The organism is Massilia sp. S19_KUP03_FR1 (genome assembly GCF_036688685.1).
Classification (GTDB): domain Bacteria; phylum Pseudomonadota; class Gammaproteobacteria; order Burkholderiales; family Burkholderiaceae_D; genus JALYUM01.
In genome coordinates this window covers 66,698-79,158 of record NZ_JAQQPS010000012.1, presented here as the reverse complement: position 1 = coordinate 79,158, position 12,461 = coordinate 66,698, and the positions used below count along the sequence as shown (strand labels likewise).

The following is a 12,461-nucleotide window of genomic DNA, read 5'->3' as shown; positions in this document are numbered from 1 at the left end:
GGCCGGCTCAGTGCGACAGCATGACGGCAATCTGCTGCTGCGCGACCAGTGCGCGCGTGACGCCGCCGAGCGCCCATTCGCGCAGGCGGCTGTGGCCATACGCGCCGGCCACGATCAGGTCGCACGCATGGTCGAGCGCGATTTCTCCCAGCAGGGGCGGGCCGCCGGCCGCCGGCAGCAACAGCGCCTGGGCGCCCACGCCGTGCGAGCGCAGCCAGGCCACCACGTCCTGCAGTTGCGCGAACACCCCCGCATGGTTGTCGCTTTGCGCGACTTGCACCACGCTGACGCGCTCGGCATCGCGCAGCATGGGCAGCGCATCGGTAACGGCGCGGCGGCATTCGCGGCTGTCGTCCCAGGCCACCAGCGCGTGCGCAAACAGCAGCGGGCCGGCCGGTGCGGGCGCGATCAGCACCGGGCGCCCGGCGCGCATCAGCAGTTCCGACATCTGCATGTGGCGCTGGGTATCGAACATGCCGCCCGGCGCCGCATCGGTGAGGATCAGGTCGGCCCCGCGCGCCACTTGCGCGACGTGATCGGCAATCGAGATGCAATTGCTGCTGGCCTGCCACGAGACCCCGGCCGGGCGCTCACCCAGGGCCGCGTGAAAGGCGCGTTCGGCCACGGCCATCTCGCGCCGCAATTCGTCCAGTTCATCCTCGATCAGGATGCCGTTGACGCAGCCCTCGGCGATCAATGCCTGCAGGGGCTGGCAGGCAGCAGCGCCGACCAGGCGTGCGTCGAAGCGGTCGGCCAGCCTGGCCGCCAGGTGCAGCAATGCCGCATGCGGGTGGCCTAATTGCAGGTGTACCAGGATGGTCTTGTAGCTCACGTATGTCTCCGGAGGGTTGGATGGAAAGTACACAGCCTGCGCCGCATCGGCGCGCGCTTCTGTGTGGATCCACGCATAGAACGGCGCCCCGCGCTGCTAAGGTGGGGTGGCTTGTACTTGATTTATATCAATTACCTGATTGATCCGGCTCTCCAATAATTGTTGGACCGTCCCTGAACAGAACCGATGCCTTGCGAACCCGGCGCATCAGAGAGACCTTCCATGCTTCATCTTCACCGCGCCGCACGCATCCTTGCGCTGGCCGCCTTCCTGGCTGGCTGCGCCCCGCTGGACCAGGGCGGCGCCCGCATGCCCGCCCAAGCGCCGGCCGCCTGGCCGGACGACGCCTCGGCAAACGCCGGGCCGGCTGCCGCCAGCGTCGGCTGGCAAGACTATTACGTCGCCCCCGGCCTGCGCGCGCTGATCCAGCAGGCACTGCTGCACAACACCGACCTGCGCACGGCCTTGCTGCGGGTGGACGAGGCGCGCGCCGCCTTCGGTATCACCAGCGCGCAGCAGTTTCCCACCATCGGGCTGGGCGCCGGAGGCACGGTCAGTCGCGTCCCCGCCGACCTGAGCGTGACCGGGCAGCCGCTAGTGTCGCGCGACTACCAGGTGGCGCTGCAGATGAATGCCTGGGAACTCGACCTGTGGGGCCGGGTGCGCAGCCTGAAGGCGTCCGCGCTGGAAAGCTGGCTGGCCAGCGACGCCGCACGGCGCGCCGTCAGCCTCGCCCTGATCACCCAGGTGGCTGACGGTTATCTCCAGCTGCGCGAGCTGGACGAACGTCTGGCGCTGGCGCGCAGCACCATCGCCAGCCGCGCCGCCTCGTACCGGATTTTCCAGCGCCGCTATGAAGTGGGGGCCATCGCCCAGCTCGACGTGCTCCAGGTTGGCACCTTGCTGACCCAGGCCGAGGCGCTCGCCGCCCAGCTGGAACAGGCGCGCGCACTGCAGGCGCACGCGCTGGTGCAGCTGACCGGCGCGTCCGCCAACCAGCTGGCGGCCGCCGCGCCGTATGACGACAGCCTGGTGCTGGCGCCGCTCGGCGCCGGCTTGCCGTCGGCGCTGCTGGCAACCCGTCCGGACATCGCCGCGGCCGAGCACCAGCTGCGCGCCGCGCGTGCCGATGTCGACGCCGCTCGCGCTGCGTTTTACCCGCGCATCAGCCTGACGGCCGGCGCTGGCACGGCCAGCGCGGCCCTCGAGGGACTATTCAAGTCTGGCAGCCGGGCCTGGACCTTCGCGCCGGCGGTGGCGCTGCCGCTGCTCGACGGCGGGCGCAATCGCGCCAGCCTGGCGCTGGCCGACGTGCGGCGCGAGCTGGCCGTGGTCAGTTACGACCGGGCGGTGCAGACCGCGTTTCGCGAAGTAAGCGACGCGCTCGCATCGGGCCGCTGGCTGGCGCGCCAGGTCGATGCAGTGCAGGCAAACGTGGCGGCACAGCGCCGCCGCGCCTACCTTGCCACACTGCGTTACGAGAACGGCGCCACGGCCTACTTCGAGGTCCTCGATGCCCAGCGCGACCTGCTGGCGGCCGAGCAGCAACTGGTGCAAACCCGCCGCCTGCTGCTGTCAAGCCAGGTTGCGCTCTACGCCGCGCTCGGCGGCGGCAGCTTTGCCACCCCGCTCACCACCTCCAACGCTTCACCACAGACACCATGACCGACACTAAAACGACACCGCAGCCAGTACCCGCACCCGCAACGGCTCCAGCCTCTGCACCTGCACCTGCACCTGCACCTGCACCTGCACCTGCACCCGCAGCCGTACCTGCACCCGCACCCGCATCCGTACCTGCACCTGCATCCGCAGCCGTACCTGCAGCTGCACCCGCACCCGCACCCGCACCACCATCGTTCTGGGTGCGCTGGAAGTCCAAAATCATCATCGCCGCACTGGTGCTGCTGGCGCTCGCCATCGGCCTCGGCACCTGGTATGTGCTGCGCCCAAGCGGCCCGGGTCCCGGTTTCGCCAGCGGCAACGGGCGCATCGAAGCAACCGAGATCGACGTCGCCACCAAACTGCCGGGCCGGGTAGAATCGATCGTCGTTCGCGAGGGCGACTTCGTCAAGGCCGGCCAGGTACTAGCGACCATGCGCGACGATACGCTGCTGGCCCAGCGCGACGAGGCGCGCGCGCACCAGCAGCAGGCCAGCGACAATGTCGCCGGCATGCAGGCGCAGGTGGCCATGCGCGAGAGCGATCTGATTGCGGCCGGCGCCGTGGTCACCCAGCGCGAGAGCGACCTCGATGCGGCGCGGCGGCGCCTGGCGCGCACCGCGACACTGGCGCGCGAAGGCGCGTCCTCGGTGCAGGAACTGGACGACGACCGGGCCAAAGTGCATGGCGCCGAAGCGGCGCTGGCCGCAGCCCGCGCCCAGGTGGGCGCTGCCAGCGCGGCCATCGCGGCGGCGCGCGCGCAGGTGGTCGGCGCCCGTTCGGCCGTGCAGGCCGCGCTGGCCACCACTGCGCGCGTCGAAGCCGACCTGGTCGACAGCGCCTTGCGCGCACCCAGCGCCGGGCGCGTGCAATACCGCGTGGCCGAGCCGGGCGAAGTGCTGGCCGCTGGCGGCAAGGTGCTCAACCTGGTCGATGTCAGCGATGTCTACCTGACCTTCTTCCTGCCCGAAACGGCGGTCGGCAAGGTGGCCCTGGGCAGCGAGGTGCACCTGGTGCTCGATGCGGCACCCGGCTATGTATTCCCGGCCACGGTGTCGTTTGTCGCCAGCACGGCGCAGTTCACGCCGAAGACCGTGGAAACAGCCAGCGAGCGCCAAAAGCTGATGTTCCGGGTCAAGGCGCAGCTCGGCCGCGACCTGTTGTTGAAGCACATGCGCCAGGTGAAAACCGGCTTGCCGGGCGTGGCCTGGGTACGTCTCGACGCGGCCCAGCCCTGGCCGCCCGAGCTGGTGCTGAAGGTGCCGCAATGAGCACCGCGCCGGTGATCCGGCTGGCCGGCGTCAGCCTGCATTACGGCAAAGCGCTGGCGCTGGACGGCATCGATCTGGACCTGCCGGGCGGTTGCATGGTCGGCCTGATCGGCCCCGACGGTGTCGGCAAATCGAGCCTGATGGCGCTGGTGGCCGGCTCGCGCGCGGTGCAGCAGGGCACCGTCACGGTGCTTGGCGGCGACATGGCCAGCAAGGCGCACCGCGATGCGGTCTGCCCGCGCATCGCCTACATGCCGCAGGGACTGGGCAAGAACTTGTACCCGACGCTGTCGGTGGAAGAGAACCTGCAGTTCTTTGCGCGCCTGTTCGGCCACGGCACGGCGGAGCGCCGGCGCCGCATCGATACGCTCACCGGCAGCACCGGCCTGCGGCCGTTCCTGGACCGCCCGGCCGGTAAGCTGTCGGGCGGCATGAAGCAGAAGCTGGGCCTGTGCTGCGCCCTGATCCACGATCCAGACCTGTTGATTCTCGACGAGCCGACCACCGGCGTCGACCCGCTGGCACGCGCCCAGTTCTGGGACCTGATCGCATCGATCCGCGCAGGCCGGCCCGGCATGAGCGTGCTGGTGGCCACCGCCTACATGGACGAAGCCGAGCGCTTCGACCTGCTGGTGGCGATGGACGCCGGTCGCGTGCTGGCCAGCGGCGCGCCGGCGGCGTTGCAGGCGGCCAGCGCCAGCGCCACACTCGAAGAAGCCTTCATCGCGCTGTTGCCGGAAGCGAGCCGGCGCGGCCACCAGCCGGTCGTGATCACACCGCTGGCGCCGGAAACGGATGCCGAACGCAGCGCCGGCCTGGCCATCGAAGCGCGCGGTCTGTCGAAGCGCTTCGGCGATTTTACGGCGGTCGACAATGTCAGTTTCCAGATCCGGCGCGGCGAGATCTTCGGCTTTCTCGGCTCGAACGGCTGCGGCAAATCGACCACCATGAAAATGCTCACCGGCCTGTTGCCGGCCAGCGCCGGCGTGGCGCTCCTGTTCGGTAAACAGGTCGATGCGCGCGACATGGCGTCGCGCCGCCAGATCGGCTACATGTCGCAGGCCTTCTCGCTCTACACCGAACTGACCGTGCACCAGAACCTGGTATTGCATGCGCGCCTGTTCCAGATGGACCCGGCCGGTATCGACGCCAGGATCGCCGCGCTGGCCGCACGCTTCGACCTGGCAGGGGTGCTGGACGCCTTGCCCGAGGCTCTGCCGCTCGGTGTGCGCCAGCGCCTGTCGCTGGCCGTGGCCGTGGTGCACAGCCCGCAACTGCTGATCCTGGACGAACCGACCTCCGGCGTCGACCCGATCGCGCGCGACAATTTCTGGCGGCTGATGATCGAGCTGGCCCGGCGCGATGGCGTGACGATTTTCATTTCCACCCACTTCATGAACGAGGCGGCGCGCTGCGACCGTATCTCGCTGATGCACGCCGGGCGCGTGCTGGTGACCGCGCCGCCGGGCGCGTTGGCCCCCGCGCGCGGCGTGGCCACGCTGGAGCAGGCCTTCATCAGCTATCTGGTGGAGGCGGGCGCCGGTACTGCCGATGCGGTCCCGGTAACGGCAGCGCCGCCAGCGCCGCCAGCGCCGGTGGTGCCTGTGGCGGCGCCGCGCCGGCACTGGTTCAGCTTGAACCGTGCCCTGAGCTATATGTGGCGCGAGGCGCTCGAACTGCGCCACGATCCGGTGCGCGCCACTCTGGCCCTGGGTGGCTCGCTGTTGCTGCTGTTCGTGATCGGCTACGGCATCAGCCTGGACGTGGAAAACCTCAACTTTGCTGTGCTCGACCGTGACCAGACCGGCCTGTCGCGCAACTATGCCCTGAACCTGTCCGGCTCGCGTTACTTCATCGAGCGACCGCCGTTGGCCGACTACGCAGAGCTGGACAAGCGCATGCGCAGCGGCGAGCTGGCCCTGGCGCTGGAAATCCCTCCCGGCTTTGCGCGCCGCGCCGCCCGCGGCGATCCGGTCAGCGTGGCGGCCTGGGTTGACGGGTCGATGCCGCAGCGCGGCGAAACGGCCCAGGGCTATGTGCTGGGCATGCACCAGCAGTGGCTGGCCGAGCAGGCCCGCACGCGCCTCGGTGGTGTGCCCGCCGCCGCGGTCGACATTGCCACGCGCTACCGCTACAACCCGGACGTGAAAAGCCTGCCGGCCATGGTGCCGGCCGTGATTCCGCTGCTGCTGCTGATGTTGCCCGCCATGCTGGCGGCGTTGTCGGTGGTGCGTGAAAAGGAGATGGGTTCGATCCTGAACCTGTATGTCACGCCGGTCACGCGCACGGAATTTTTAATTGGAAAGCAGGCGCCGTACGTCCTGCTGGCGATGTTCAATTTCCTGCTCATGACGCTGTTCGCGGTCACCGTGTTCGGCGTGCCGGTGAAGGGTAGCTTTGCCAGCCTGACCGGCGCCGCGTTCCTGTACGTGCTGTGCGCCACCGGTATTGGCCTGTTGGCGTCGACCTTCACGCGCAGCCAGATCTCCGCCATCTTCCTGACTCTGATCGGCACCATGATTCCGACCATCCAGTTTGCCGGGCTGCTTAACCCGGTCAATTCGCTCGAAGGCGTCGGGCGGTTCATTGGCAGGATTTATCCGGCCACGCACATGCTGTCGATCAGCCGCGGCGTCTTTAACAAGGCACTGGGCTGGCAGGAACTGCGCGGCGACTACCTGGCCTTGCTGGTGGCCGTGCCGGTCATCCTGGGCATGAGCGTTTTGCTACTCAAGAAGCAGGAGCGTTGATGACATCCCATTCGAGTGGCCTGTCCACCATCTACCGGCTCGGCATCAAGGAGCTCTGGAGCCTGCTGCGCGACCCGATGATGCTGCTGCTGATCGTCTATACCTTCAGCGCCTCGGTCTACGTCGCGGCCACCGCGCAGCCCGAAACGCTGCACATGGCGGCCCTGGCCATCGTCGACGAAGATGCGTCGCCGCTGTCGGCGCGCATCGTGGCAGCCTATTCTCCGCCGCAGTTCACCGCACCGGTGCTGATCAGCGCTGTTGAGGCCGACGCAGGCCTCGACAGCGGCGCCTACACCTTTGCGCTGGACATCCCGCCAAATTTTCAACGCGACGTGCTCGCTGGCCGCGCCACCGCGCTGCAGCTCAACGTCGACGCCACGCGCATGAGTCAGGCCTTCAGCGGCAGCGGCTACATCCAGCAGATAGCCGCTGCCGAAATCACTGAATTCGTCCAGCACTACCGCGGCAGCACGGCGCAGCCGGTGGCGCTGGTGAGCCGGGCGCGCTTCAATCCCACGCTCACGCAAGCCTGGTTCGGCAGCGTCATGGAAGTGATCAACAACGTCACCATGCTGTCGGTCATTCTCACCGGCGCGGCCCTGATCCGCGAACGTGAACATGGCACCATCGAGCATTTGCTGGTGATGCCGGTCACGCCGACCGAGATCATGCTCTCGAAAGTGTGGGCGATGGGCCTGGTGGTGCTGGTGGCGGCGGCCTTGTCGCTGACCTTCATCGTGCGCGGCGCACTGCAGGTGCCGATCCAGGGCTCGGTGACGCTGTTTTTGTTCGGCTGCATGCTGCACCTGTGCGCCACCACCGCGATGGGCATCCTGATGGCCACCATGGCGCGTTCGATGCCGCAGTTCGGCATGCTGGTGATCCTGGTGCTGCTGCCCTTGCAACTGCTCTCGGGGGGCGTGACGCCGCGGGAGAGCATGCCGCGCGCGGTGCAGGACCTGATGCAAATTGCGCCGACAACGCATTTCGTCGCCATCGGCCAGGCCATCCTGTACCGCGGCGCCGGCTGGTCGGTCGTATGGCCGCAGTTTGCCGCGCTGGTCGCCATCGCGGTCGTGCTGTTTGCGGTCTCGCTGCTGCTGTTTCGTAAAAGCGTGACGCGGATGGCGTGAACGGGGCCGAAAGCGTCAAGACCCCCGTCAGGCCACGCTGGCGGCGGGCGCCAATGCCGGATAGTCGGTGTAACCATGCTTGCCGCCGCCGTACAGCGTGGCCGGGTCGAAGCTGGCCAGCGGCGCCCCCGTCTGCAGGCGCCGCACCAGGTCGGGATTGGCGATGAACAGGCGGCCAAACGCCACCAGGTCGATGGCGTCGGCTGCGCGCGCGCGTTCGGCCAGCGCCAGGTCGTAGCCATTGTTGCCGATATACAGTCCGTGGAACAGGCGGCGCAGGATCTGCAGGTCGAAGCCGTGTTCGACGACACGCGCGCCGCCGGTCGCGCCTTCGATCATGTGCAGATAAAGTAAACCGAATTGCCCCAGCTGTTCGACGACATGGGTGAACAGGGCTTGCGGGTTGCTGTCGGCCATATCGTTGACCGGGCTGACCGGCGAGAGCCGCACGCCGACCCGGTCGCCGCCCCAGACGCGGGCGACGGCCGCCGTCACTTCCAGCAGCAGGCGGCTGCGGTTTTCCAGGCTGCCGCCGTAGGCGTCGGTGCGGTGGTTGCTGCCGTCGCGCAGGAACTGGTCGAGCAGATAGCCATTGGCGGCATGGATTTCGACGCCGTCGAAACCGGCGTCCAGCGCGCGCTGGGCGGCGCTGCGGTATTGTTCGACGATGCCGGGCAGCTCGTCCAGGGTCAGCGCGCGCGGCGTGACGAAGTCCTGAAAGCCGCTTTCGGTGTAGGCCTGGCCAGCCGGCCGGATGGCCGACGGCGCGACCGGCAAGTCGCCCCACGGTTGCAGCGAAGGGTGCGAGATGCGCCCGACATGCCACAACTGCAGGAAGATGCGCCCGCCGGCGGCGTGGACGGTCTGGGTAATGAAGGCCCAGCCCTTCACTTGCGCCCGGTCGTGGATGCCCGGGGTGCCGGCGTAGCCTTTACCCTGCGGCGAAATTTGCGCGGCTTCGGCGATGATCAGGCCGGCCGTGGCGCGCTGGCGGTAGTACTCGGCGGCGAACTTGCCGGGCACGCCGTCGGCCTCGGCGCGGTTGCGGGTGAGCGGCGCCATGACGATGCGGTTGCGCAGGGTGAAGGCGCCGAAGGGGACGGGCAGAAACAGGTCGGTGGTGGTATCCATGGTCTCGATATCGGTGATTGGTGCGATGGCACGGGAGTGGCCTGGTTCGACCATACTGCTCACCGATTGCTCCGACTGTGTGCTTGCGCGCATACCGCGCCGCAGGCCCAAAGCGCGCAGGCACACGGAAGGGGGGCGGTGCCTGGTGCATCATGCGCACAGAGGTCGCTTGCCAGCGTGGCGCGACAAGACAACAACAGGAGTGTGCATGGCACGCCATCGGCAACATCTTGAAACACACCGGACCGGCAACATCGGCTGGCTGCGCGCCGCGGTCCTGGGCGCCAACGACGGCATCGTCTCGACCGCCAGCCTGGTCATCGGTGTCGCCTCGGCGCAGTCGGACCACCGCGCCATCCTCATCGCCGGCGTTGCCGGCCTGGTCGGTGGCGCCATGTCGATGGCGGCCGGGGAATACGTCTCCGTGCAATCACAGGTCGATGCCGAACAGGCAGCACTGGCAACCGAGCGGGCCGAATTGCGTGATGCGCCGGCCGACGAATTGACGGAGCTGGCGGGGATTTATGCGGCACGCGGACTCGATCGCGCCCTGGCCCGCCAGGTGGCGGCAGCGCTGACCCAGCATGACGCGCTCGACGCCCATGCGCGCGACGAGTTGGGCATCAATGCTCAGACGCGTGCGCGGCCGGTACAGGCGGCCCTGGCCTCGGCGCTGAGTTTTTCGGTCGGCGCGTCGCTGCCGCTGTTGGTGATCTTGTGGGCGCCAGCACGGTTCATGCAGCCAGCCATTGCGGCAACCTCGCTGCTCTGCCTGGCTGGGCTGGGCGGGCTGGCGGCCCACGCCGGCGGCGCTGCGCCGCTGCGCGGCGCGCTCCGCGTGGTGTGCTGGAGCGCCTTGTCGATGGCGGCGGCGGCCGGCGTCGGCGCCTTGGTGGGGGCGAACTAGACCTGGTTGGCGTCCGCCATCGGCAGGCGGAGCCAGAATGAGGTGCCAAGGCCGCGCTGGCTTTCCACACCCACGCTGCCGCCCATCGCCTCGACCAGCCTTTTGGTGACGATCAGCCCAACCCCCGTGCCCACTTCCACGCCGGTTTCCTGGCCCAGCCGGTTAAAGGGTTGAAACAGACTGGCGAGCTGTACCGGGTCGAGGCCATCGCCGGTATCGCGCACGACGATGCGCACCATCTGCGCCTGGTCCGGTTCGCACGAAACAAAGATGGCGCCGCCGTCGCGGTTGTATTTAATGGCATTCGATAAAAGATTGAGCATCACCTGTTTGCAATACTGCAGGCTGCCATTGATAACGATGTTGCCGGGACTGATGAATTGCGCTGAAATACCTTTGGCCAGCAAGAGCGGTGCAATCATGGCACGCATATCGTCCAGCAGCAGCGCCAGATCCACCCGTTCATGTTTCATCGCGGTCGCGCGCGCATCGATCGTGGATAATTGCTGTACCTCGTTGATTAATTCGCGCAGATGCCAGCCTGCTTTCAGTATTTGCCGGATTGCGAGTAATTGTTCCGGCCGCAATGCCGGACGATTCGATTCAAGTAATTGTGCATAGCCCAGCATGGTACCAAGTGGCGTGCGTAATTCGTGGGTCATGTGGGTAATATAATCCGATTTGGCGGCGCTGCCGGCGGACACGGATACCAGTTTCGATTCCGAGATCTTCAGACTGGTAATGTCAATGAATGCACAGATGGCACCGCGAGGGCGACCAATCTCGTCCCACACGGTAATGGCATTCCCCACCAGGTGGCGTACCGTGCCATCCGGCTTCAAATCGGAGAATTGGTAATTGCGTACTTCGCGCCCGGCCGCAGCTTCACGCAAGGCAATATGCGACGGATGCCCATTGGTCGCCAACGGCAGCGCTGGCGTATTCGCGCGAAACCATTTTTTATATAATTCGTTTTCCGTGATTTCCTGCAGCGTCTGGTCATGCGCGATACATACGGCAGCCGGCATCGCGAACAGGATATTTTTCATTTCCTGTGCATGCAGGCGTTCGCGTTCCTCACTGGCGCGCAACTCGGCGACGATCAGGGTACGCTCGGTGACATCCCGGATGATCGCCGTGTAATGGACGCGGGCGCCGTCGCTGTAATGGGAAATGGCTACTTCGACGGAAAATTCCGTGCCATCGGCGCGGCAGGCGGGGACCGCACCGAGGTTGCCCATGCGCCGCGCGACCGAGCCGGAATCGCTGAAATCGGCGATTTGCTGCCCATGGGCGGCATGAAAACGCTGGGGCAGCAGTTTGCTCAGGGGGGAGCCCAGGACCTCGGTGGCGGCGTAGCCGAACATCCGTTCGGCCGCGGTATTGAACAGGATGATGCCGTGCTGCTCGTCGATCGTGACGATCGCGTCCATGGCCGACATGACGATGTTATCGAGCTGTGAGCGCTTCAGTTTTCGCGCGAAAGTCGACACGACGGCGAGATTGGCGCGCCGTGGCGTTGCCGCCTGGCGCCGTTTTGCCCTGATGCCGCAGTTGGTGGGAATCAGACTGCGGATTCTTGTGGAGATCGGTTGCATGGTGCCCGCTTGGATGTTTCGACAAGCAAGCATGCGCCAAGGCGGCGCAACGATCTGTGTGCTTGCGCGCTTTCGCTTATCCGAAAGTTTCTCGGCTCAGGTAATTTTTGGTGATAGGGGGCGGCGATTGGGGAGCAGTCGTGCGGTTTCGTCGCTGATGCTCTTGTAGCATTCGCAACTGAGCGCGGCAATGCCACATCGATTGATCACTGTCATATGTCCGCGCCGATATTTGATCAGGCCCAGGTCCTGCAGACGGATGGCGGAATCGGTAATCGTTTCGCGCCGCACGCCGAGCAGGCGCCCCATTTCTTCCTGGGTGATGACAAACTCCAGCGCGAACGTCCGATCCATCATTTGCAGGATGAAGGTACACAGGCGCTGCTCCGCAGAGTGGTGCCCGTTGCACAGCACGCGCTGACCCAGATGGGACATCATCGACTGCGCATAGCGCAGCAGCAATTTGAGCAAGGGGCCCTTGCGGTAGAACTCTTCGAGCAGGGGCGCCGCTGCAATGCGATAGGCCCGCCCGGTTACCCGGACGATGGTGCGGTTATGCGAGATGCCACCGCCGAGAAAAATCGGCATGCCCAGTAAACCTTCATTGCCGACACTCGCGATTTCGACGGTGCCGCCATCGGCCAGGGTAGAATCCATCGAAACAATGGCGGTGGTCGGGAAATACGCATAGTTCATTTCGGCGTCGGCCTGATAAAGAATTTCGCCACGTGTGAGTAATATCGGTTCAATAAATGGAAACAATCGGTCGAATTCCTCCGTCTGGAGTTCGGATAATAGATAATTCTGGCCACTGGAATGCAGTCTCTTCATTGTCGATCTGAATAGTATGCGAATATTCCGCAAGATAACGAAAATGGAAATGCAGGAAATCGTCAATGGCGAAATCCACACCTGGCGTTTTTATTTTCAATGAAACTGAAAACACGCAGCGTGTTCCAGGCATGAAGCGTTCGACACTGTAAACAGCGAACAAGGTTTTGGTTGGTCAGATCGAAAGATCTCGGTACTAGATATTGAAGAGCGGCCCGGGAAAGCCCAGTGTGCCGGGGGAATGAATCGTTGCAGCTTCGATAATTTTTAAGGTTTAAAAATTTCCGCTATTATATTGCAGCGGCTCCCTGATGGTGAAAGAGATTTCCATGAAAGTCTGGGA

General features: G+C 65.7%; 10 protein-coding genes. 5 read left to right on the top strand and 5 right to left on the bottom strand.

Features of this window, described 5'->3' with window-relative positions; all coding sequences use genetic code 11:
• Positions 1–7 precede the first annotated feature (7 nt).
• Positions 8–832, bottom strand: a complete 825-nt coding sequence (locus tag V6M87_RS14750) for a universal stress protein (protein ID WP_332877404.1) — start codon at positions 830–832, stop codon at positions 8–10.
• 222 nt (positions 833–1,054) lie between these two features.
• On the opposite strand from V6M87_RS14750, the gene V6M87_RS14745 reads away from it, so the two are divergent.
• Positions 1,055–2,497, top strand: coding sequence for an efflux transporter outer membrane subunit (locus V6M87_RS14745; RefSeq protein ID WP_332877403.1), 1,443 nt, complete (start codon positions 1,055–1,057; stop codon positions 2,495–2,497).
• 6 nt (positions 2,498–2,503) lie between these two features.
• On the opposite strand, the gene V6M87_RS14740 is transcribed toward V6M87_RS14745, so the two are convergent.
• The gene (locus V6M87_RS14740; protein WP_332877402.1) at positions 2,504–2,689 is read right to left on the bottom strand and encodes a hypothetical protein; all 186 of its coding nucleotides are present in this window, start codon (positions 2,687–2,689) and stop codon (positions 2,504–2,506) included.
• An 8-nt stretch (positions 2,690–2,697) separates the two neighbouring features.
• On the opposite strand from V6M87_RS14740, the gene V6M87_RS14735 reads away from it, so the two are divergent.
• The 3 genes from V6M87_RS14735 to V6M87_RS14725 are packed head-to-tail and all read left to right on the top strand — an operon-like array spanning position 2,698 to position 7,651.
• Positions 2,698–3,765: an HlyD family secretion protein gene (locus V6M87_RS14735; protein WP_332877401.1), complete on the top strand. Its 1,068-nt coding sequence runs from the start codon at positions 2,698–2,700 to the stop codon at positions 3,763–3,765.
• Positions 3,762–6,515, top strand: a complete 2,754-nt coding sequence (gene rbbA / locus V6M87_RS14730; protein WP_332877400.1) for a ribosome-associated ATPase/putative transporter RbbA — start codon at positions 3,762–3,764, stop codon at positions 6,513–6,515. The genes V6M87_RS14735 and rbbA overlap by 4 nt, the downstream gene beginning before the upstream one ends.
• Positions 6,515–7,651, top strand: coding sequence for an ABC transporter permease (locus tag V6M87_RS14725; RefSeq protein ID WP_332877399.1), 1,137 nt, complete (start codon positions 6,515–6,517; stop codon positions 7,649–7,651). The genes rbbA and V6M87_RS14725 overlap by 1 nt, the downstream gene beginning before the upstream one ends.
• A 27-nt stretch (positions 7,652–7,678) precedes the next feature.
• Here V6M87_RS14725 and V6M87_RS14720 read toward each other — a convergent pair whose 3' ends face one another.
• Positions 7,679–8,782 (bottom strand): alkene reductase, encoded by a 1,104-nt coding sequence (locus tag V6M87_RS14720; RefSeq protein ID WP_332877497.1) that lies wholly within the window; start codon positions 8,780–8,782, stop codon positions 7,679–7,681.
• 208 nt (positions 8,783–8,990) lie between these two features.
• On the opposite strand from V6M87_RS14720, the gene V6M87_RS14715 reads away from it, so the two are divergent.
• Complete coding sequence (locus tag V6M87_RS14715; RefSeq protein WP_332877398.1) at positions 8,991–9,689, top strand: VIT1/CCC1 transporter family protein; 699 nt, start codon at positions 8,991–8,993, stop codon at positions 9,687–9,689.
• On the opposite strand, the gene V6M87_RS14710 is transcribed toward V6M87_RS14715, so the two are convergent.
• Positions 9,686–11,287: a PAS domain-containing sensor histidine kinase gene (locus V6M87_RS14710; protein WP_332877397.1), complete on the bottom strand. Its 1,602-nt coding sequence runs from the start codon at positions 11,285–11,287 to the stop codon at positions 9,686–9,688. The two genes, V6M87_RS14715 and V6M87_RS14710, sit on opposite strands and share 4 nt — an antisense overlap.
• A gap of 96 nt (positions 11,288–11,383) precedes the next feature.
• Complete coding sequence (locus V6M87_RS14705) at positions 11,384–12,118, bottom strand: Crp/Fnr family transcriptional regulator (protein ID WP_332877396.1); 735 nt, start codon at positions 12,116–12,118, stop codon at positions 11,384–11,386.
• Between the last annotated feature and the right edge of the window lie 343 nt (positions 12,119–12,461).

What these genes read in the sequence shown, in the direction of transcription:
- V6M87_RS14745 (WP_332877403.1), top strand. Translation starts at nt 1,055, where the DNA reads ATGCTTCATCTTCACCGCGCCGCACGCATCCTTGCGCTGGCCGCCTTC.
- V6M87_RS14740 (WP_332877402.1), bottom strand. Translation starts at nt 2,689, where the DNA reads ATGGTGGTGCGGGTGCGGGTGCGGGTGCAGCTGCAGGTACGGCTGCGG.
- rbbA (WP_332877400.1), top strand. Translation starts at nt 3,762, where the DNA reads ATGAGCACCGCGCCGGTGATCCGGCTGGCCGGCGTCAGCCTGCATTAC.
- V6M87_RS14725 (WP_332877399.1), top strand. Translation starts at nt 6,515, where the DNA reads ATGACATCCCATTCGAGTGGCCTGTCCACCATCTACCGGCTCGGCATC.
- V6M87_RS14720 (WP_332877497.1), bottom strand. Translation starts at nt 8,782, where the DNA reads ATGGATACCACCACCGACCTGTTTCTGCCCGTCCCCTTCGGCGCCTTC.
- V6M87_RS14715 (WP_332877398.1), top strand. Translation starts at nt 8,991, where the DNA reads ATGGCACGCCATCGGCAACATCTTGAAACACACCGGACCGGCAACATC.
- V6M87_RS14710 (WP_332877397.1), bottom strand. Translation starts at nt 11,287, where the DNA reads ATGCAACCGATCTCCACAAGAATCCGCAGTCTGATTCCCACCAACTGC.
- V6M87_RS14705 (WP_332877396.1), bottom strand. Translation starts at nt 12,118, where the DNA reads ATGAAGAGACTGCATTCCAGTGGCCAGAATTATCTATTATCCGAACTC.